We start from the raw sequence: 21,128 nt of genomic DNA on the forward strand, positions 1-21,128 counted from the left end.
GAGATTCACTATTAATACTGCATTAATGTCGTTACATCATAGCCGTCCAAATTCTTGCGGCCGTCCAAATAAGTCAATTCGATCAAAAATGCACAGCCGACTACAATGCCGCCCATTTGCTCAACCAAATTGATGGTCGCACCGATCGTGCCGCCTGTCGCAAGCAAGTCATCGGTGATCAAAACGCGCTGACCCGGTTTGATGGCGTCTTTGTGCATCGTCAATACGTCAGTTCCATATTCAAGGCCATATTGGGCACGGATTACTTCGCGCGGCAATTTTCCTTCTTTACGGACTGGGGCAAAGCCAAGTTCAAGCGCATAGGCAACCGGACACCCGATGATGAAACCGCGCGCTTCCGGTCCTACGATAATTTCAGCATTCACTGTTTTTGCGTATTCAACGATTTGATCCGTCGCATACTTATAGGCAGTTCCGTCGTCCATCAACGAAGTGATGTCCTTAAACTGGATGCCTGGTTTCGGCCAATCTTCAACAATAGTGATGTACTTCTTCAAATCCATATTTCTTCCTCCTTGGCAGACACTTTCGCATCGAACCACTCTTTTAAATCTTTATAAGATGCATACAAAAGCTTCTGCTCCAGTGCAATCTGCTGCTCGCGCTTCTTGTAGATCGGCGCTTCCGACAAATCCTTTTTGCTCGGCGATTGTGCAATCTCGGTAATGCCATTGTTAAGTGTAACAAAACCGAGTTCAAAAAACACCTGCAGCATGAAAAATAATGATTCACGCGTCCAGCCTTTATGTTTTGCCAGCTCGTCGCAATGTTTATTGAAATCAAAAGTACCGCGTTTCTTCAGGAAAGCGAACAGCCATTTAAACTGCTCACGCGTCGGGATCTGCTCAAAATACTGCGAATCCTTGGCATGGAAATGCGCATAGATCCGCTGCGGTTTCAATGTCTCGAGAACCGAGGCCAACTGCTCTTCCGATTCCGGAAGGTCCAACAGCACCAAGTGATGCTTGTTGCCTGCCAATGAATCCAATTTGTCAGCCATGCAGATCGGCTGTGACAGAAACGACTGGAAGATAGAAGGCGTCTCTTCTTTGAAAGCCAGATATACCTGGTTTTCCTGAGGAATGAGCTTGGACCAGCGCGATACTTGGCGAATGCCGCGGATATCAAATAATTGCCATTGATCTGTGCGGACATCCTCCACCATCAGCTGCGGCTTTTTGCGGCCATTCCACTCATTGATCTGCAGATCGCCGATGACGTCTATTTTAACGTCCGGCGTCAGCTCATCACCGACTGGTCCGATGCCGAAACCGACAGCGTCCAGCGAAGCTGCATGCTGCGTCAGTTCCATCTTCAAATGGTTCTGCGCTGCACCGATTTTGCGGATCGACGCCACTTTGACGCCTTCCAAATAGAACTTCGGCTTGGCAAATCCCATGCCGAAAGGGGCCAAAAGACGCATTGATTCAATGGCCGTGATGTCGATTTCATCCAGGCGAAGCGGGATGTCGATTTCCACGACCGGCAAGAGGTCTTCTTCCGTTAAACTGGTTTCCGCCTGTTTGTTGAGACGGTCACGCAGATCATCGACATCAGATGCTTCGAGCGTCATGCCGGCTGCCATCGGGTGTCCGCCGAAATGCGGAAGGATGTCCCGGTTCTTAGCCAGTTCGTTATACAGATGGAAGCCTTCAATGCTGCGGGCAGAGCCTTTCGCTTTTCCGGTATCCGGGTTCAGCGACAGGACGATCGACGGGCGGTAGAATTTCTCAGTCAGTTTCGACGCGACAATGCCGACAACTCCCGGATTCCAGCCTTCCTGAGCGACCACGATCACGCGCGGAGACCCGTCCGGATAACGCTGTTCCACCTGCTGCATCGCTTCTTCTGCAATCTGCTTGACGATGGCCTGGCGTTCTTTGTTCAAGACGTCCAGTCCGGAAGCCAGTGAACGCGCTTCCGCCGGGTCTTCCGTCAAGAACATCTGAACCGCAGGATCGGCGTCTTGAAGCCGTCCGATTGCATTGATGCGCGGACCGAACATGAAGCCGATCGTCTCTTCCGTAATGTCCTGCTGCTTGACGCCCGCCACTTCGCATAGCGCCGCAATCGCCGGGCTCGGCGAATCGATCAGCGCCGCCAGTCCTTCTTTGACGAATATACGGTTTTCGCCGTGAAGCGGAACCAAATCGGCAACGGTACCGATCGCCGTCAGTTCGATCAGGTGATCCGGCATTTCTTCATAAAGGGCATGTGCCATTTTAAAAGCTACACCGACTCCGGCCAGTTCCCCGAACGGATAATTCCCTTCAGGATGGCGCGGATGGACAACCGCCAACGCATTCGGCAAGGTTTCTCCGATGTCGTGGTGGTCGCTGATAATGACATCCATCCCCAACCCATTGGCGAAATCGACCTGTTCGATGCCTGAAATGCCATTATCCACCGTGACGATCAATTTTGTGCCATTATCGAAAGCCTGTTGAAACAATTCCGTGTTCGGTCCGTACCCATGCTTAAAGCGGTTCGGTATCATAAAGGACACATCTGCCCCTAAATCCTGCAAAACAGTCATCATGACCGTGGTGCTTGTCACACCATCTGCATCATAATCGCCATAAACTACAATTTTCTCCTGGCGGTCGATGGCTGCGCGAATGCGTTCCACTGCTACATCCATATCCTTCATCAAATAGGGATTATGTATGCCGCTGACGTCCATTTCCATAAACACGCGGGCTGCTTCCACAGTATCCAAACCGCGCGTCACCAAAATCTTGGCCAATACGGATGAAATCTTCAATTCCTTTTGGATTTCCTGTACTGCCTGTTCGTCCGGCGTCGTCAAACGCCATCTTTTTTTGGATTCAATCATCGTATCACTTCCTCACCGGTTCATTATACAGTAAAAAATCGCAGACAAAAACCTTTCGACAACTGCACCGAAAGGTTCATTTTTCAGATTTCCTCTTTTGTCCGCTCTTCGCTGGTGACGACTTGAGCGTCCGGCACCACACCAGCTTTCTGGTATTCGCCGATTTCGTTCTGTTGGGTCGCGATCAGGTTTTCTTTGACCGCCATCTCTTTCTGCAGCGATTTTATTTTGCGCTGCATCTGGTAGTTGCGAAGGATCGCCAGCACACCGCTGAGCAGAAACCCGAGAAGCGCAGAAGCCAGAATCACCAGGATCAACGGCCATTCAGCTTCGCCGAATACATAGTTGACAGGCACTTCATCCACATTGACAACGGCAAACACCGCAATGATGACTGCAAAAACAAGTCCAATTAAAATAAGCCATTGTAATTTCATCGTATAGTCTCCTTTCAAACTAATAAAAAAATGGAACAAGGTCATAATAACTATACCCTGTTCCAATTCCAACCTAAACTTATACGACAGGCTCGTCAGAACCCCATTTGCTTTCTTGCTCTTTCTTCTCGATGTCGATCGGCCCTTTTTTCTTCAGCTCGCCTTTCTTCAAAACCAGCCATAGCTGGGCAGCGATAAAGATCGAAGAATACGTACCGGCAATCAACCCGATAAGCAATGCGATGGAGAAGTTGGTGATCGATGGTGCGCCGAAGATCAACAAGGCGATGACCACCAGCAGCACGGTCAATACCGTGTTGACGGAACGGCCGAGCGTTTGGCGAAGCGATACATTGACCACTTTCTCCAATTGTTCGACAGAATCGATTTTCTTCATGCGCTTCATGTTTTCACGGATCCGGTCAAATGTCACGATGGTGTCATTGATCGAATACCCGACAATCGTCAGAACAGCCGCGATGAAGGTGATGTCCACCTCCAGACGCAGAAGGCTGAAGATGGCAACGATGAAGAATGCATCATGGATCAAGGCGACGACGGAAGCCACACCCATACGCCATTCAAAACGGAAGGCTACATAGATGATGATGCCGATTGCTGCAATCGACAAGGCATACAACGCGTTTTTCGCGAGCTCCTGGCCGACTGTCGGCGACACAGTCGAAACGTTTGGCTCTGCACCGAACTCTTCTGTCGCTACCGATTTCAGGCTGTTGATGTCTTCCTGGCTGAACTCTTCGTTATAACGGGCTACCCCGATATTGGACGCATCGCCTGAAATGACGATATCTTCCGTTTCAAAGCCGGCGCCGCCCAGGAAGCTTTGTACTTCTTCCTTCGTCAATGCCGCTTCTGAAGTGATTTCAACACGGGTACCACTCGAGAAGTCAATGCCGAGATTCAAGCGGAACACGCCAATAACAGCCATTCCCGCAACAATCAGGACGATCGAAGCCAAAAAGAACTTGTTACGGTTGCCCGCAAAATCAAAACGATCAAAGCGGGTTGAAAGATCCGTGATTTCCAACTCTTCTTCTCTTGCGTGGATGGCCGATTTCTTCAAACCGAACAAACCAAATTTATTGTCCAGCGCGCCGCTGTTGACCCATAGGCCAAGCAGCAGGCGAGATCCCCAAACAGCTGTCAGGAAGCTGGCCAAAATCGAAATGATCAATAATGTCGCAAATCCTTTAACCGAGCTTGTCCCGTAATAGAACAGCACGACAGCCGCGAGCAATGTCGTGATATTGGCATCGATGATTGCGGAGAACGAAGAACGTGCGCCGACTTTAAACGCTTCTTGAACTGATTTCCCGACACGCATCTCTTCACGGATCCGCTCATAGGTGATGATGTTGGCATCTACCGCCATTCCGACACCCAGCATGATCGCCGCGATTCCCGGAAGCGTCAGAACGCCGCCGATCCATTCGAACACCAGCAGGATCAAGTACACATACGCCGATAACGTAACGACTGCGACCATACCCGGCAAGCGGTAATAAACCAGCATGAACACCAGCACTAACGCAATACCGACAGCTGCAGCGACCATGGTCTGGTCAAGCGCCTGTTCACCGAACTGGGCGCCGACAGAAGTCGAATAGATTTCTTCCAGGCTCACCGGCAAGGCACCGGCATTCAGGATGCCTGCCAGGTTCTGTGTTTCTTCCACAGTGAACGATCCCGAGATTTCAACGGATGGTGACGAAATCCGCTGCTGTACACTCGGTGCCGAGACGAATTTCGGATCCGCCTTCATGCGTTCTTCCGCAAAGGAATCCACGCCTTCTTCAAAATCCAGCCAGATGACCAAGACATTGTCCGGCGCCGGCATCTGGGAAACTTCTTCTGTCACTTCGGCGAATTTGCCGGGATCATTCAATTCCAGCGTGACAATCGGATTGCCGTTCTGGTCGAAAGTTCCGGTTGCGCCGCCTTGCTTCAAATCATTTCCGGAAAGCAGCAGATTGTCTTCCGCGTCACGGAAAGTCAGATTCGCTTCCGTCGACAGCAATTCACGCGCCGACGACTGGTCCTCGACTCCCGCCAACTGGACCCGGATCCGGTCCTCCCCTTCAATCTGGATGACCGGTTCACTGACGCCAAGAACGTTGATCCGGTTCATCAACGCGTCCGTCGTATCCGTCAGCACACTTTCTGTAACTTCCTTGCCATCTAAGGTTTCCACTTCGTAGAGCACTTCAAAGCCGCCCTGCAGGTCAAGCCCTAACCGTATGTCTTTTGCGATGGGTAAACTCGTGGTGCCAATGATTCCTATCAGTACAATAACCAGTAAGAAAAAGGCAATGATGCGACCTCTTGCTTTCATATGTAAACTTCCTCCTCGGGTGTGTAAAACATAAGCACTATCATTATGAAACAGCCGCTGATTGCTGTCAAATTGAACTTGGTGAGTTGAATAAAAAAACAGTTTTCATTGTATGGAGAATTCGCTCCAGGCGGACAAGGCATTGGGCGAAGGCAGTTCGGACAATGCCTTTGCGACGAAGCTAGCGCAGCGATGCAGGAGCAGTATTATCGCAACTCGCTTTACTGGAGCATGTGCCGCCTTCCACTCTTTCTTCCAGAGATCATTGCGTTACAAATCAATTATTTGGTAAGAATTTAGAGCATATTATCGGACGACTATCCCAAACAAAAAGGCTCGTTTCAAATCCACTAAATATCTTAGCGCCGGCGCGTCCACGGGCTGTGCGGAGCCAGGAGACGGGTGTTCTTCTCGGTTCCTGGTGTGAGCTCTGCCCTAAGCGTCCGAAGCGGCGGGTAAAAGCTAAACTCCTAAATGCCCACATTCAACCTACTACGATTTTTTCGGAGATGGACGCAGGAGGTGCTCGATGTTTTCGAGTGTGCTGTCGTCGTTCCAGCGCGCCTTCTTCAACGCTTCGACTTGGTGGTAAGCCAGGAAGTCGGAAGCGGTCATGTCCATGATGTCGTTGATCATTTCATATAAGTGCATATTGCTTATATCTTTTTTTCGCCATTTTTTCTTGATACAAAAATCCCATAGGTCTTCTTCGGTGAAAGTATCGTATTGGAAATAATGAAATTCGCTGCATTTGCTTTGAAGCGCCGGCAATACGAGTTCAAAATGATCTGGATAACTCGTCATGCGTGTTCTCCTTTCCCTTGTACTGTATCCATTGTACCCTGTAACTGGAAAATTTAGAATAAGGACATTATTTTTAGTTAAAAAAAACGCCTTCAGGTTCGAAGGCGAGCTTTTACATTTTAGATCATCGATTTTGCTGATTCAACTACTTTAGCGATTGCTTGACGCTCGAACTGCAAGCGTGTGCCATCAGCTACAGTGATGTAGACAGTTGCATCGTCCACTGCATCAACAAGGCCGTGCAATCCGCCGATTGTTACAACGCGGTCGCCGCGTCTCAATTCAGACTGCATGTTTGCTGTTGCCTTTTGACGTTTTTGGGCAGGACGGATGATGAAAAACCACATTAGCAAGAACATTAATAGTAAAGGTGATAACGCAATTAAAGTTTCCATTATTCATTTTCCCCCTTTCACTTTCTCTATTCTCGTACAGACTCAGAAATTTTTAGCATTGGGTTTATTGAAACCGTAAGCTTCAAAAAATTCTTCGCGGAAATCTCCCAGACGGTCTTCGCGAATCGCTTGACGCACCTGTTCCATTAAGTTTAACAGAAATTGCAGGTTATGATAACTAGTAAGCCTAATTCCGAACGTTTCATCTGCACGAATCAAGTGATGGACATAAGCACGCGAATAATTTTTGCATGTATAGCAATCGCATTTGTCGTCGATCGGGCCGAAATCACGCTTGAAAGCAGCATTCTTGATGTTCAATCGGCCTGTGCTCGTCATCAATGTGCCGTTGCGGGCAATACGTGTCGGCAGGACACAATCGAACATGTCGATGCCGCGGATTGCGCCGTCGATCAAGGAATCGGGTGAACCGACGCCCATCAGGTAACGCGGTTTGTCGGCAGGCATCAACGGCGTCGTGTATTCAAGTGCACGGTTCATGACGTCTTTCGGTTCGCCGACGGACAGACCGCCGATTGCATAACCGGGGAAATCGAGCGAAACGAGGTCCTGGGCACTTTGCTTGCGCAGGTCTTCGAACTCGCCACCCTGGATGATGCCGAACAGAGCTTGGTCCGATTTACGTTCATGCGCTTCCAGGCAGCGTTCCGCCCAGCGCGAAGTCCGCTCAACGCTGGATTTCATGTATTCGTGCGTCGCCGGGAATGGCGGGCATTCGTCAAAGGCCATCATGATGTCAGAGCCCAGGTCGTTCTGGATCTGCATCGCTTTTTCCGGGCTTAAAAACAGCTTATCGCCGTTCATATGGTTGCGGAAATGGACGCCTTCTTCTTTGATGTTACGGAATTCACTCAACGAAAACACTTGGAATCCACCGGAATCGGTAAGGATCGGACGATCCCAGTTCATGAATTTATGCAGGCCGCCCGCTTCTTTGATGATGTCGTTGCCGGGGCGCAGCCATAAATGGTAAGTGTTGCTGAGGATGATGCCGGCGTTCATGGCTTTCAATTCTTCAGGTGACATGGTCTTGACCGTCGCTTGCGTCCCTACGGGCATGAATGCCGGCGTTTCGAACGAACCGTGCGGCGTATGGACGATACCCAGGCGCGCGCCGGTTTGTTTACAGGTCTTGATGTGTTCATACGTTACTGCTGCTGTCATTGGTGATTCTCCTTTTTCTGTGGTTCGATGAACATCGCATCCCCGAAACTGAAGAAACGGTAGCGTTCATCAACGGCTTGTTGATAGGCGTTCAAAATGTGGTCACGGTTCGAAAGAGCGCTGACCAGCATGACTAAAGTCGATTTCGGCAAATGGAAATTGGTGATCAAGCCGTCGATGGCTTTGAATTCGTAGCCCGGGAAAATGAAGATATCGGTCCAGCCGCTGTCTTCCTGCAGCTCCCCACCGAACTTCTGGGCAACCGATTCCAAGGTGCGCGTCGATGTCGTCCCGACGGATACGATGCGGCCTCCCTGTTGTCTGGTTTGATTGATCAAATCGGCTGTTTCCTGGGTGATGCGGTAAAACTCCGAATGCATTTCGTGGTCTTCGATCGAATCGACCGATACGGGACGAAATGTTCCGAGTCCAACATGCAGTGTGATAAATGCAATATTGACGCCTTTGGCACGGATCTCCTCCAACAGCTCATCGGTGAAATGAAGCCCGGCTGTCGGTGCTGCAGCACTTCCCCGCTCTTTTGCGAAAACAGTCTGGTAGCGATCCTGATCTTCCAGTTTTTCACGGATATAAGGCGGCAGGGGCATTTCGCCCAGTTGGTCCAGAATCTCGTAGAAAATACCATCGTAGATCATTTTGAAATGACGGCCGCCGTGGTCGAGAATGCCGGTGCATTCTGCACGCAGCAAGCCTTCGCCAAAAGAAACGACCGTACCGACTTTCACTTTCTTCGCCGGTTTAACCAAGGTCTCCCAGACATCGTCTTCGATCTGCTTCAACAGCAATAGTTCAATGTTGGCGCCTGTGTCTTCCTTGACACCCATCAAGCGGGCGGGAAGCACGCGTGTATCATTGAGGATCAACGTGTCGCCTTCATGCAGATGTTCCGTGATATCATGGAAATGGCGGTGTTCAATGTCACCGGTTGTTTTATTCATGACCAACAGACGGCTCGACGTACGGTCAAGCAACGGCGTTTGGGCAATCAATTCCTCCGGAAGTTCAAAATCAAAATCCTGTACAGTTAAGGTTGTGGGTGGTGTGTTCAATTTAGTCATTCAGGCATCTCCATTTTAAAGTGTTCGTAGGCAAGCTGCGTTACGGTGCGGCCTCTCGGTGTGCGCTGGATAAATCCGATCTGCAGCAAATACGGTTCGTAGACGTCTTCGATCGTCGTCGACTCTTCCCCGATGCTCGCAGCAATGGTATCCAGGCCAACCGGACCGCCGCGGAAGCGCTCAATCATGCCCGTCAATAATTTATGGTCGATATGGTCCAATCCAAGCGGATCGACCTGCAGCATTTCCAGTGCCTGCTCCGCCATCTCCATGGTGATGGAGCCGGTTCCGCGCACTTGCGCATAATCGCGTACGCGTTTGAGTAAACGGTTGGCGATACGCGGAGTCCCGCGGGAACGGCGGGCGATTTCGACAGCGGCGTTGGGATGGATGTCCGCTTCGAATAGTTTCGAGCTGCGCATGACGATATCCGTCAAAGCTTCCGTGTCGTAATAATCGAGGCGGGACAAGACGCCGAAACGGTCGCGCAGCGGCGCAGATAAAGCACCTGCACGCGTCGTTGCCCCGATCAAAGTGAAGGGCGGCAGATCCAGCCGGACAGAGCGTGCGGTCGGCCCTTTGCCGACGACGATGTCCAGGCAGAAATCCTCCATCGCCGGATACAGCACTTCCTCAATCGAACGGTTCAAGCGATGGATTTCATCGATGAACAGCACGTCTCCAGGCTCCAATGACGACACGATCGCCGCCAGATCACCCGGGCGCTCGATGGCCGGTCCACTGGTCATTTTGATGTTGACTTCCATTTCATTGGCGATAACAGCAGCGAGTGTGGTTTTCCCGAGTCCAGGAGGCCCGTACAACAGCACATGGTCCAAACTTTCCTGGCGCATTTTCGCGGCCTCGATGAAGATCTGCAGATTGTGTTTGACTGTATGCTGGCCGATATACTGGCCCAGCAATTGAGGGCGGAGCGATTGCTCAAAGCGTTCATCGAACTCCGATACCTCACTGTCTATGATGCGTTCTTCCATGCCGTTCGCCTCCTTTCATCAGTTTTGTTTAAGCAGCAGCTGCAAGGCTTTTTTCATGAAGCCTTCTGTATCCAGATCCAAATCCCGCAGCTGCGGTTTGACTTTGGTGATTTCGCGTTCCGAATAGCCCAGTGCTCCCAGTGCCAGCATCGCTTCTTCCAGTTCTCCCTGGTCGTTCGACAAGAGTGTGTTCGTTTCTTCCGGATCGAAAGGATCGCCGAAAAACTCGGTCAGCTTGCCTTTCAGATCCAGAATCATCTGGCGGGCCGTCTTCTTGCCGACGCCCGGGAATTTCACCAGATAGGATTCATCTTCCCGTTCGATCGCTTCGATGACATGCTGCGGCTGTCCGCTTGCCAGGATCGCCAGCGCGCCTTTTGGGCCGATGCCTGACACCGAAATCAGCTTGCGGAACAATTCCCGTTGCTCAAGTGTCGGAAATCCGAACAATAGCTGCGCATCTTCCCGGACATGATGATGCAGGAATACCTGCAGTTCGTCCGAGCCGAACGAGTACGGATTCGGCGCAAAAATCTGCCAGCCGATGCCCTGCTGTTCTATCACTAAATATTCAGGCGTTATGCGTGTAACCTTGCCTTTTATGTAATCGTACATGGACAGTCTCTCCTTTAATTCAACTTAACGATTATACCATATTCGGCTGCTTTAGACGAAATAAACCCGTTGCTATTCGGCACATGTTAAGATAAAGATAACGAGTCGATAAGCGAGGGATCCACATGAAAAAATTATTCGGCGAACAGCGGCGCCAATTCCTGCTGGAAAAAATCAAAGCTTCGGCACAACCGATGACCGGCAGCGAACTTGCTGCGCTTACGAGTGTGTCACGCCAGGTCATCGTCGGCGACATGACCCTGCTGAAGGCAAAAGGCGAACCGATCCTCGCCACCAGCCAGGGCTATCTGTATCTCGCTGACCGCGCCATACAAGAAGCCAGCCGGCGCATCGCCTGCCGCCACCAGCCCGAAGATACCGAACGTGAACTGAAGCTGCTGGTCGAGTCAGGCGTCACGGTCAAAGACGTCTCGATCGAGCATCCCGTATACGGCGAACTGACAGCCGGGATCCATGTCGCGAGCGCCCAGGAAGTCGAAGCCTTCATGAAGCGCGTCCACGACACCGGCGCCAGCTATCTGCTGGAACTGACAGACGGCACACACCTCCACACCATCACCGCAGCAGATCACGCAACGCTTGAAAAAGCGGTCAGCGTGATGCGGGATAACGGATTTTTGCTGGAGGAAACTGAATAGGATTTGATTGAACCCATGATTCCGCATTTTGCGGGGTTGTGGGTTTTTGTTTTGAATGTTTACGTGTAGGAAAGGCAAGTTGAACTACGGAGTCAGCTTTTACAAAACGCTTCGGTCGCATAGGGCATAGCTACGCCTGGAGAGCAGGATTCGCTATAGAGTTTATAAATCACTTTTCCTTCTACAAACTTAAAGCCCCGCAGCGTTTTCGCTGCAGGGCTTCCATGTTTTATTTATACGTATAATACGAACCTAAAGTTTTCACTGTGCAGCCAAGTGCTGAGAGTTCTTCGAAGGCACCGCGCATCATGGCGTCCCCTTCGTCTGCCAGCACATCTGCGATGAAGAAATAATCGCCGAGGCCGGTCTTCAAAGGACGCGACTCGATTTTACTCAAGTTCAAGCGTCTCCAAGCAAAGACGGACAATATCTGGTGCAGGACACCCGAGCGGTCGTCGTCCGGCGGCGTGATCATCAACGTTGTTTTGACTTGATTGTCATGCGTCGGGTCGGTCAGCTTGTGGTCGGATTTCGACAGCACGAAAAAGCGTGTGTGGTTAAAATGGAAATCGTGGATATCGCGCTGCAGAATATCCAGCCCGTATTTATGGGCGGAGAATTCATTGCCGATGGCCGCGATATTGCGTTCCGGCAATTCGGAAACCATTTTAGCCGCAGCAGCTGTCGAGCTGTACTGCTCCAAAGGCGTGTTCTTATATGTATAAAAAAGGTATTTATGGCATTGCGCCAATGCATGTGGATGCGAATAGATCGCTTCGAATGCTTCCGCGTTGCGGTTTTCAGGGTGTACCAGCAAATGCTGTTCGATCGGCGATAAGACTTCAGCCGTCACATACAATTGCGCTTCATGGAATAAATAATCCACTGTCAGTGGAACAGATCCTTCCAACGCATTTTCCAGCGGCACGACAGCGTAATCCACGCTGCCCTCTGCCACTGCTTCTATGCATTCGGGGATGGTTGTAAATGGCACCAGGGTACCTTCAGGGAAAACTTTTTTTGCCGCAAGGTGTGTAAATGATGCTTCCGGCCCTAAATATGAGATTCGTTTATCAACAGATTGTCCAGTCATTTAAACATTCCTCCATTAAGATGATCCACTTGATACCACATCAGCCGACTCGACAAAATCGAGCTTTTTCAGCTGCTGTAAAAACAGGTCCAAATCCCCTTCCATCGCCGTTACGTCCAGTGACAAGGTAACATTCGCCCGCCCCTGGATCGGAATGGTCTGGTGGATGGTCAAAATATTGCAGCCGTTTTCAGCGACTGTCTGCAGAAGTGTCGCGAGCGTCCCTGAACGGTCCTCCAATTGAAGGAAAACCGTCAGGATCCGTTCTTTGACAATCGAATGGAACGGAAATACAGCGTCCCGATATTTATAAAACGCAGAGCGCGAAAGACCTGTCTTGTTGACCGCGTCCATAATGGAAATGCGGTCATTCTGCAGCATTTTTTTCACTTCGAGCGTTTTTTGCATCGCTTCCGTCAAAACGTCTTCACGCACTAAATAATACCGTTGTTCCGAAATATCCTTCATTCAAGCTACCTCCGCATCAATCCATAAATTCAAATTCGAATTCGAGCAGGCGAACCGTGTCGCCATTTTCCGCTCCGCGTTCACGAAGCGCATCGTCGATTCCCATACCGCGCATCTGGCGGGCAAATCGGCGAATCGAATCTTCACGCGAGAAGTCGGTCATCTTGAACATCCGTTCAATCGCATAACCGGACAATACGAATGCGCCGTCAGACTCACGCGTAATGTTGAAGCCATCTGCATCGGATTCGTGTTTGTAGAGAACCGTGCTTTCTGAATCTTCTTCGGCCTCGTCGATCAATGGGAATTCCGGCGTCACTTCAATCACATCGGCAATGGCGAACAACAGATTGCTCAGGCCTTTGCGTGATAATGCTGAGATCGGAAAAATGCGGGCATCTTCCGGCAACTTTTCACGGAATTTCGCTAGATTCTCTTCAGAATCCGGCATATCCATTTTGTTTGCAACGATCAATTGCGGACGTTCCGTCAAACGCATATTGTATTGCTTCAATTCTTCATTGATGGTGACGTAATCCTCGTAAGGGTCGCGTCCTTCAAGACCTGACATATCGATGACGTGGATGATGACACGCGTCCGTTCGATATGGCGGAGGAATTGATGGCCAAGGCCGATTCCTTCGTGGGCGCCTTGGATCAAGCCTGGAAGATCGGCCATGACAAAGCTGCGATCGTCTTCCGTTTCAACCATGCCGAGATTCGGGACGATTGTCGTGAAATGGTATTCAGCGATTTTTGGTTTGGCAGCGGAAACGACCGATAACAACGTCGATTTTCCGACACTTGGGAAACCGACAAGTCCGGCATCCGCCAACACTTTCAATTCCAGGATGACATTGCGTTCAAAGCCCGGTTCGCCTTTTTCAGACAGCTCCGGTGCTGGGTTTGCAGGCGTCGCAAAACGTGAGTTTCCTCGGCCTCCGCGTCCGCCTTTAGCGATGATTGCTGTTTGGCCATGCTCCACCAAATCGGCAATCGTTTCGCCAGTTTCGACGTCTTTTACGACTGTGCCCGGTGGAACTTTGATGAATGTATCTTCAGCTTTGGCACCGTGTTTATTGGCGCTCATGCCATGTGTTCCGCGTTCGGCTTTAAAGATCCGCTTGTAGCGGAAATCCATCAGCGTCCGTAATCCTTCTTCAACGATAAAGATGATATTTCCGCCTTTACCGCCGTCACCGCCGGCAGGTCCGCCGTCCGGTACATATTTTTCGCGGCGGAATGCAACCATACCATCCCCGCCGTCGCCACCTCTAACATAAACTTTTACGTGATCGACAAACATATTATCCCTCCATCTGTGCACGAACAGCTATCATTGTGCTGTCTTCGCTGCACTCTTTTCGTACCATAAATCCCGGTGTTTCCAAAACGTCCAAATCCAGCCAATTTCCCGGACACTCAATTTTCATTTCAAAAGATGCCGCACTCGAAGTCAATGTAATCACGCCATAAAAAGCCTGATAGGGTGACAGGCGCCCTTTGGCGGATTCAACGAAAGCCTCCAGAAAACGCCGAAAGTCTGCATCCAACTGCACAGGTGCTTTCAACGCCGGGCACTCCACTCGAAAATTAAAGCCGGGAAAGCGCCAATTTGCAGTCAACAGCCATTCTTCTGTCAGCGGCAGCCCGATATCAGCCAGCCGGCTGGCATGCATAGCCGCTTCGGCATGCGAACGAATAATCGCCTGTGCCTCCTGGAGACGGCCAAGGTCCAAATTCATTTTGATCAATTGCAATTCATTTAAAAAATCATGGCGCGCATGCCGAAGCGATTGTGCCACTGTGATTGTCTTTTCCATAAGTCACGTCCCGGTTCAGCTTCTTATTCCAGTATACCAAGAGTTTGGAGTAAATTCCTAAAATAATGCGTAGAGCCTGTTCTCGGATCCGCGCTTATAAATTTCAAAAGAAAAAGGACTGCGAAAGCAGCCCTTTTCGTTTTGTATTAAGCTTCTTGTGCAACTGGATATACGCTAACTTTTTTCTTATCACGTCCGTAACGTTCGAAACGTACAACTCCGTCGATTTTAGAGAAAAGTGTATCGTCTCCGCCGCGTCCAACGTTCTCACCTGGATAAATTTTAGTCCCGCGTTGACGGTATAAAATTGAACCACCAGTAACTTCTTGGCCGTCTGCACGTTTTGCGCCAAGGCGTTTAGATTCAGAGTCACGTCCGTTTCTCGTTGAACCTACACCTTTTTTGGATGCAAAAAACTGAAGATCTAATCTTAACATTCTGTCCCACCTCCTAAGCTGTGAAGGTTATTTTAATATATTCTTCATAGTCTTGTTCAATCGTTTTCAATGAAACAATCATTGCGCGCACAAGCAGTTGAACCTGCTCGTCCGTCTTCTCATCCAGGTTCTCCGGAAAACCGACTTTTAAAAAGCCACTGTTTGCCTGCTGAATGTCAGGTTCGATTCCCGTCAGCTCCATGATGGCGTTCACCGCTCCAAATGAGACAGCGGACGCTCCAGCACATACGAGGTCTTGCCCGTGTCCAGCATAATCCGCATGGCCTGACATTTCAAATGACGAAATGCGTTTTGAGGTTTCTTTTACAGTTACTCGTATCATTCTTACAGGTTGATCGCATCGACAGTCAATTTCGTGTATGGCTGACGGTGACCTTGTTTTTTGTGATAGTTCTTTTTAGCTTTGTATGTGAATACTGTGATTTTTTTCTGTTTGCCGTTTTTTACAACTTTAGCCGTAACAGTAGCTCCTTCAACAAAAGGAACACCCACTTTAGTATTTTCTCCACCTACAAATAGAACTTTGTCAAATGTGATGACATCCCCAGCTTCTCCGTTCAATTTCTCAACGTAGATCTCTTGGCCTGCTTCAACTTTGATTTGTTTTCCACCAGTTTCAATAATCGCGTACATATCCTTGCACCTCCTCTTAGATTAAGACTCGCCTATTCAGGTGACTCGCCGGAGCGAATTCTTAAAGCAACCTGATTCGAGCGGTTGCAGCACGGTACGCTACAAACATAACATTAGAATAATACCACGGGAGAACCCGTGGCGTCAATAGAAAATGTAAGGTTTCGGAAAATTGCTTGCTGGCGGCTTGTGGATTTATTGTGAGGTGCGGCGTTAGGCTTGTGAGGTGCGGTACTCGTGGTGCGAGGTGCGGTCTTTCGTGTTTGAGGTGCGGTTATTGCCTCGCGAGGTGCGGTTAAGCCCATTTGAGGTGCGGTCAGCGATAAACGCGGCCGAAATACGCATGCAGCAGCTCCCGGTTCTCGACAATCCGGCGCTTTCCGCGCTTGTCGCCCCGCGGAGCCGTCTTCTCCAACAGCCGGTACAGGATGTATTTATCTTCCACCCCGAGCAAACGGTAAGCAAGCCCCGTATCGAGTTCGCTGCCGAACAGCACGGCATATTCCTGGAGCGCGACTTCATGCGCATTCCGCGAAGTAAATCCACAGACGCTGCAATTCCATTTGCGCTCCTGCCACACCAATGGACAACTGCGGCAAGTTGGACAGGTCACACCGTGGCGCAATGAATCGAAGGTGATGTTGTGGCGCTCGAGCCAGTGGCGGCTCGAATTGCGCGCAGGCAGCCCTTCCAGTTTGGCAGCGAGCGCCGCCGAGTCGAAAAGTTTCGAACCCTTCGCCAACTGCTCAAGGTGAAACGGCAAGTAGTCAAGTGAGATGACCGGATATTGCTTGGGCGCTTCGACCACTTTTCCGGAGCGGCTCGCGAGGACGATGACGCCCTGCACTGGGACGCCGAGAAAGCCGCTGACCGCACGCACTGCCCGGTGCAGCTGCGCTTCCGGATTGCGCATCCCTTCCCTGCGGCCATCGACCACACGGTGAAACTGGGAATTCACAGAGTCAAAATAAAACTCCCCGATCATATTCTTCACCTCCAGCACGCAGACAACTTCTGCATGAACCAGCAGCAGATCGATTTGTGCCGTGCCATCTTTATAGGGGACGTGCACATCATGCAAAAATGCCGTGTCCCCCGGCAGATCCAATTCCCGTTTCAACAAAGCGGCCGTGCGTTGCTCGCCGCTGGCACCCGCCAGTGCATTCCTTAATTCCGATAAAACGGCCGACTTCGCTTCATGCGCTGCCGGCAAGCGTTCCGCTGCAATCATCCCCGCCAATAAGAAATCGTTCATACAACACCTCCCCAAAGTTTTAAAAAAGCCCCCGCTTCGACAGCGGAGGCTAAAAATTCTTATTTCGTGAAAACAGCTTTGATTTTAGTGAACAAACTTGGCGGTGCTTTTTCCATGCTCATCAGTGGAACCGATTCACCAAGCAGGCGGCGCGCAATATTGCGGTAGCCGAGTGCAGCGGTGTTGGATGGATCCATGACGATCGGTTCGCCTTTGTTTGAGCTCGAGATGACGCGTTCGTCGTCCGCGATGATGCCCAGCAGATCGATCGACAAGTGGGTCGTGATTTCATTGATATCCAGTGCCTCTCCCGCTTTCATCAAATGCGGACGGATCCGGTTGATGATCAGACGTGGAGCGTCGATGTTCTCTTCCAATTCAAGCAATCCGATGATGCGGTCCGCGTCACGGACAGCCGAAATTTCCGGTGTCGTCACGACGATCGCGTGGTCTGCTCCAGCGACGGCATTTTTGTAGCCCTGCTCGATTCCGGCCGGGCAATCGATGATGACGAAATCATAGTCTTTCTTCAGTTCCGTCACGAGTTCCTTCATCTGTTCCGGATTGACGTCGTTTTTATCGGCCGTTTGCGCAGCCGGCAAAAGGTACAGCATGTCTTCAAAGCGCTTGTCTTTGACGAGTGCCTGATGCACTTTGCAGCGGCCTTCCAATACGTCGATCAAATCATAGATGATGCGGTTCTCCAACCCCAGGATGACGTCGAGGTTGCGCAATCCGATGTCGGTGTCGATCAAGCATACTTTTTTCCCTTGAAGAGCCAATGCAGTGCCGAGGTTGGCGGTTGTCGTCGTTTTACCGACGCCTCCCTTGCCTGATGTAATTACGATAGCTTCTCCCACACTAGCTTCCTCCTTTAAACGTTGAAATTTGCGGACGGATAAACCGCAATTCCTGCAAACGGTCAATGATGATGGTGCCGTTTGTATGTAAATAAGCACATTCCATTTCCGGTTGTTCCGAAAGACTGGACAATTCGTCTGTCATGGTTTCCAATTCGTTGTCGATCTTCAATTGCGTCGCTTCCAGCCATGATGCGGCAATGACGGCGTCGCGGTTGCCTTTGGTTCCGGCATGCGCCGCACCTTTCAGCCGGCCCAGCACGTAAACGCTGCCGCCTGCTTCCACGCGGCCGTTCGGGTTGACGTCGCCGATGACGACCAAGTCGCCTTCAGCTTTGATGACCTGTCCGGAGCGCACGATGCCGACATACGTTTCCGACTGGCTTTCGCGGATCAGCTGATCGCTTTTTTCGACGGTCAGGATGTCGCTCGTCGTCGCGACCACTTTCAGGTGAGGATTGGTGCCGACGACTTCGCTCAATTCCTGGATCTGGCTGTCGGTGCAATAGCGATTATTCAGATGCACCGTCACTTCGGTATCACTGTCCAGCGCAGGATCCGACACCTTCGCCTTCAACTCGGCCAATAGATCCGTGTAGGCACATTGGTCATCGAGATACAGCACAAGCCCTTTATTTTTCCCTTTAATCGTAACGAGATTCTTCAAAAAATGTGTCACCTGCGCTTTCATTAATATAACCCTATCTTATTGTCACGCTCCGATAATTGCGTGACCATCACCGACTTGAACACCCAGCCGAGCATCACCAGGAAAATGGAGTTGGCGACCATCGTCGGCCAAAGCCGCGTCGATAAAAATGTGCCGAGCGGCATTCCCGTCAATGAAATCAGCAGGAAAAACTGGTAAAGCACAAATTCGAATATCGCCAATAAAGCGAGTGTCAGCAGCGTCGACGTCAACAGATTCCGGGGAATCCGTTTGAAGACGAATGCTGCCGCCAGACAAATGGCTGGATACAAGAAAGAATATAATCCAATAATATCAATGTAAAAGACATCATACAAGAGCCCGAAAAATAATCCATAGAACATGGCATGCTTCAGGTCATAATAAAGCGTCAGGAAAATCAGGAACATAATGAGGAAACGCGGCACGATGTAATTCAGTTCGCCGCCGATATTGAGCGGTGAAAAAAGGCCGAAAACCGGTTCCATGAAAAACAGGACGAGACAGATCAACGGGATGAGGAAACGGATCATGATTCATCGTCTCCTGTCACGCCATTGTCTTCACCGTCCACTTCCGGCATGACCCGGTCCGCGATGATGACGTGGTCCAATAAGGAAAAGTCGGCTGCCGGTTTGACATAGGCAAGCTTCGTCAGACCGAATTCATCGATGGTGATTTCGGTGATGGTGCCGATCAGGATGCCTTTCGGGAAAATGCCGCCCAGTCCGCTGGAGATGACCTGTTCGCCTTCTTTCAGCTCGATATCAGCGTCAATCCGTTTCAAAAGCAGCTCACGGCGCTCGGCATCATAACCTTCGATCAGGCCGTAGACATCCTTCGCCCCGCCGACGACCATCGCCGAAACGCGGTAATTGGGGTTGAGCGTGGAAATCAATTCCACCGTGGATGTGGTCGGTGTCGTCAAGGTGACTTTGCCGATCAGGCCGCTGGCGGTCATGACTGCCATGTTCTCCGCCACTCCCTCATTGGAGCCGCGGTTCAAAATGATTTTTTCTTCCCATTGATCCGGATTCCGTGCAATGACGGTCGCCTGGATCGGATTGTAATCGCGCAGGTCTTCTTCTTTCCCGACGATTTGTTTCAGTTCTGTGTTTTCAGAACGCAAGTCCTTGACTTCAGCCTGCACGCCCGCAAATTCTTCTAAGCGCGTTTTCAGATGCTGGTTTTCCTCAAATGTGTTCAATAACGAATCGACATTATCAAAAATTCCAGTGACAAAATGAGCAGGGCGTGAAAATACCGACTGCCCGGCTCCAACTGCATCTTTTATGATTTGTTCCGGCAGCGACACATTGCCGCGGTCACGGAGCGAAAAAGAAATTAAGGCAACGAGCAGGATGACTCCCAACAGCAGCAAAATCAGCCGCTTGTTCGTTAAAAGCTGTGGCATATCGCCATCCTCCTTATTTTATTGATAACTGGCGGCGGAATTGGTCCATGTTCTCCAACGCCTTGCCCGTGCCGAGTGCGACACAGTCCAATGGATTTTCGGCGATGAACACCGGCATGGACGTTTCAGCTGAAATGACGCGGTCGAGGTTCTTCAGCAAAGCCCCTCCACCGGTCAAAACGATGCCGTTTTCCATGACATCCGCACTTAACTCAGGCGGTGTCTTTTCCAGCGTCGCTTTGACGCCTGCGACAATGGCTTCAACCGATTCACTCAAGGCTTCCGCAATTTCGCCGGCAGTGACCTGCAAGGTTTTCGGGAATCCTGTCAGCAAGTCGCGCCCGCGGATTTCCATGGAAACGTCTCTTTCGGATTCTTCCATAATACGGGCAGATCCGACTCCGACTTTCAAGGCTTCAGCTGTCCGTTCGCCAATTAACACATTATAGGTTTTGCGGATATACTGGGTGATTTCCGTATCCAGTGCGTCACCAGCGACGCGGATCGATTCGCTTGAAACGATGCCGCCCAGTGAAATTACTGCAACTTCTGTCGTTCCGCCACCAATATCGACGACCATACTGCCCATAGGTTCCCAAACCGGCAAATCTGCTCCGATCGCCGCCGCGAAAGGCTCTTCGATCGTAAACGCTTCACGCGCGCCGGCTCCGCGGGCAGCGTCCAGAACGGCCCGCTGTTCGACAGAAGTGATGCCATAAGGGACGCAGATCATGACGTTGCCGGTCTTCCATTTGCTGCCGACTGCTTTTGACGCCTCGACAAGATAATGGCGGATCATCGTAAGGGTCGTGTCGTAATCGGCGATGACGCCGTCACGCATCGGACGGATGGCGACGATCGACGCCGCCGTCCGGCCCATCATGTTCTTGGCCTGGCTGCCGACTGCGACGATTTCGCCGGTCTTTTTATTTTTAACGACAACGGAAGGCTCGCGAAGAACGATTCCTTTGCCTTTGATATACACCAATGTATTCGCAGTACCTAAGTCAATTCCTACATCTTTCGAACCAAATCCAAGCACAGGTTTTCTTCCTTT

General features: G+C 50.6%; 24 protein-coding genes and 1 other annotated feature. Of the genes, 1 reads left to right on the plus strand and 23 read right to left on the minus strand.

What is annotated here, in order from left to right; genetic code table 11:
- Nucleotides 1–11: 11 nt before the first annotated feature.
- The 10 genes from ACRC6Q_RS10705 to ruvA form a co-directional block, all read right to left on the minus strand.
- Nucleotides 12–524, minus strand: a complete 513-nt coding sequence (locus tag ACRC6Q_RS10705) for an adenine phosphoribosyltransferase (RefSeq protein ID WP_223638143.1) — start codon at nt 522–524, stop codon at nt 12–14.
- Nucleotides 515–2,857, minus strand: coding sequence for a single-stranded-DNA-specific exonuclease RecJ (gene recJ / locus ACRC6Q_RS10710; protein ID WP_431466498.1), 2,343 nt, complete (start codon nt 2,855–2,857; stop codon nt 515–517). The genes ACRC6Q_RS10705 and recJ overlap by 10 nt, the downstream gene beginning before the upstream one ends.
- An 83-nt stretch (nt 2,858–2,940) precedes the next feature.
- Nucleotides 2,941–3,294: a LapA family protein gene (locus ACRC6Q_RS10715; RefSeq protein WP_223638145.1), complete on the minus strand. Its 354-nt coding sequence runs from the start codon at nt 3,292–3,294 to the stop codon at nt 2,941–2,943.
- A 79-nt stretch (nt 3,295–3,373) separates the two neighbouring features.
- Nucleotides 3,374–5,647 carry a protein translocase subunit SecDF gene (gene secDF / locus ACRC6Q_RS10720; RefSeq protein ID WP_431466499.1) on the minus strand — a complete coding sequence of 758 codons (2,274 nt, stop codon included), beginning with the start codon at nt 5,645–5,647 and terminating at the stop codon, nt 3,374–3,376.
- 492 nt (nt 5,648–6,139) lie between these two features.
- Nucleotides 6,140–6,451, minus strand: a complete 312-nt coding sequence (locus tag ACRC6Q_RS10725) for a post-transcriptional regulator (protein ID WP_431466500.1) — start codon at nt 6,449–6,451, stop codon at nt 6,140–6,142.
- A 119-nt stretch (nt 6,452–6,570) separates the two neighbouring features.
- The gene (gene yajC / locus ACRC6Q_RS10730; protein WP_223638151.1) at nt 6,571–6,846 is read right to left on the minus strand and encodes a preprotein translocase subunit YajC; all 276 of its coding nucleotides are present in this window, start codon (nt 6,844–6,846) and stop codon (nt 6,571–6,573) included.
- Nucleotides 6,847–6,888: 42 nt separating this feature from the next.
- Nucleotides 6,889–8,031: a tRNA guanosine(34) transglycosylase Tgt gene (gene tgt / locus ACRC6Q_RS10735; RefSeq protein WP_223638168.1), complete on the minus strand. Its 1,143-nt coding sequence runs from the start codon at nt 8,029–8,031 to the stop codon at nt 6,889–6,891.
- Nucleotides 8,028–9,110, minus strand: coding sequence for a tRNA preQ1(34) S-adenosylmethionine ribosyltransferase-isomerase QueA (gene queA, locus ACRC6Q_RS10740; RefSeq protein ID WP_431466501.1), 1,083 nt, complete (start codon nt 9,108–9,110; stop codon nt 8,028–8,030). Before queA ends, tgt begins: the two co-directional genes overlap by 4 nt.
- Nucleotides 9,107–10,105, minus strand: coding sequence for a Holliday junction branch migration DNA helicase RuvB (ruvB, locus tag ACRC6Q_RS10745; protein WP_223638174.1), 999 nt, complete (start codon nt 10,103–10,105; stop codon nt 9,107–9,109). Before ruvB ends, queA begins: the two co-directional genes overlap by 4 nt.
- Nucleotides 10,106–10,123: 18 nt before the next feature.
- Entirely contained in the window at nt 10,124–10,720 is a 597-nt protein-coding gene (gene ruvA, locus ACRC6Q_RS10750) for a Holliday junction branch migration protein RuvA (RefSeq protein ID WP_223638177.1), read from the minus strand.
- Between the two features lie 125 nt (nt 10,721–10,845).
- Here ruvA and ACRC6Q_RS10755 point away from each other — a divergent pair, with 125 nt between their 5' ends.
- Nucleotides 10,846–11,379 carry a transcription repressor NadR gene (locus ACRC6Q_RS10755; RefSeq protein WP_431466502.1) on the plus strand — a complete coding sequence of 178 codons (534 nt, stop codon included), beginning with the start codon at nt 10,846–10,848 and terminating at the stop codon, nt 11,377–11,379.
- Nucleotides 11,380–11,608: 229 nt separating this feature from the next.
- Here the strand turns inward: ACRC6Q_RS10755 and pheA are convergent, their stop codons facing one another.
- The 13 genes from pheA to ACRC6Q_RS10820 all read right to left on the minus strand — a co-directional run bounded on the left by pheA (nt 11,609) and on the right by ACRC6Q_RS10820 (nt 21,113).
- Nucleotides 11,609–12,472, minus strand: a complete 864-nt coding sequence (pheA, locus tag ACRC6Q_RS10760; RefSeq protein WP_431466503.1) for a prephenate dehydratase — start codon at nt 12,470–12,472, stop codon at nt 11,609–11,611.
- 15 nt (nt 12,473–12,487) lie between these two features.
- Nucleotides 12,488–12,940 carry an ACT domain-containing protein gene (locus ACRC6Q_RS10765; protein ID WP_263298639.1) on the minus strand — a complete coding sequence of 151 codons (453 nt, stop codon included), beginning with the start codon at nt 12,938–12,940 and terminating at the stop codon, nt 12,488–12,490.
- 16 nt (nt 12,941–12,956) lie between these two features.
- Nucleotides 12,957–14,246 (minus strand): GTPase ObgE, encoded by a 1,290-nt coding sequence (gene obgE / locus ACRC6Q_RS10770; protein WP_223638186.1) that lies wholly within the window; start codon nt 14,244–14,246, stop codon nt 12,957–12,959.
- A gap of 1 nt (nt 14,247) precedes the next feature.
- Nucleotides 14,248–14,763 (minus strand): Spo0B domain-containing protein, encoded by a 516-nt coding sequence (locus ACRC6Q_RS10775; RefSeq protein ID WP_431466504.1) that lies wholly within the window; start codon nt 14,761–14,763, stop codon nt 14,248–14,250.
- Between the two features lie 146 nt (nt 14,764–14,909).
- On the minus strand, nt 14,910–15,200 hold the full coding sequence (rpmA, locus tag ACRC6Q_RS10780) for a 50S ribosomal protein L27 (protein WP_006828764.1): 291 nt from the start codon (nt 15,198–15,200) through the stop codon (nt 14,910–14,912).
- Between the two features lie 13 nt (nt 15,201–15,213).
- Nucleotides 15,214–15,543, minus strand: coding sequence for a ribosomal-processing cysteine protease Prp (locus ACRC6Q_RS10785; RefSeq protein ID WP_431466505.1), 330 nt, complete (start codon nt 15,541–15,543; stop codon nt 15,214–15,216).
- 2 nt (nt 15,544–15,545) lie between these two features.
- Nucleotides 15,546–15,854, minus strand: a complete 309-nt coding sequence (gene rplU / locus ACRC6Q_RS10790; protein ID WP_223638192.1) for a 50S ribosomal protein L21 — start codon at nt 15,852–15,854, stop codon at nt 15,546–15,548.
- Nucleotides 15,855–15,868: 14 nt separating this feature from the next.
- Nucleotides 15,869–15,950: a sequence feature (ribosomal protein L21 leader region), on the minus strand.
- Between the two features lie 220 nt (nt 15,951–16,170).
- Entirely contained in the window at nt 16,171–17,124 is a 954-nt protein-coding gene (locus tag ACRC6Q_RS10795) for a nuclease-related domain-containing protein (RefSeq protein WP_431466506.1), read from the minus strand.
- Nucleotides 17,125–17,168: 44 nt separating this feature from the next.
- Entirely contained in the window at nt 17,169–17,969 is an 801-nt protein-coding gene (gene minD, locus ACRC6Q_RS10800) for a septum site-determining protein MinD (protein ID WP_223638198.1), read from the minus strand.
- A 1-nt stretch (nt 17,970) separates the two neighbouring features.
- Nucleotides 17,971–18,660: a septum site-determining protein MinC gene (gene minC, locus ACRC6Q_RS10805; RefSeq protein ID WP_223638200.1), complete on the minus strand. Its 690-nt coding sequence runs from the start codon at nt 18,658–18,660 to the stop codon at nt 17,971–17,973.
- A complete protein-coding gene (gene mreD / locus ACRC6Q_RS10810; RefSeq protein ID WP_223638214.1) occupies nt 18,660–19,190 on the minus strand; it encodes a rod shape-determining protein MreD in 531 nt (176 codons plus the stop codon). Before mreD ends, minC begins: the two co-directional genes overlap by 1 nt.
- Nucleotides 19,187–20,071, minus strand: a complete 885-nt coding sequence (gene mreC / locus ACRC6Q_RS10815) for a rod shape-determining protein MreC (RefSeq protein ID WP_223638216.1) — start codon at nt 20,069–20,071, stop codon at nt 19,187–19,189. Before mreC ends, mreD begins: the two co-directional genes overlap by 4 nt.
- Before the next feature lie 13 nt (nt 20,072–20,084).
- A complete protein-coding gene (locus tag ACRC6Q_RS10820; protein WP_431466507.1) occupies nt 20,085–21,113 on the minus strand; it encodes a rod shape-determining protein in 1,029 nt (342 codons plus the stop codon).
- Nucleotides 21,114–21,128: the final 15 nt, after the last annotated feature.

The sequence above is a fragment of the Planococcus sp. SE5232 genome, from assembly GCF_050686535.1.
In the GTDB taxonomy this organism is placed as follows: Bacteria; Bacillota; Bacilli; order Bacillales_A; family Planococcaceae; genus Planococcus.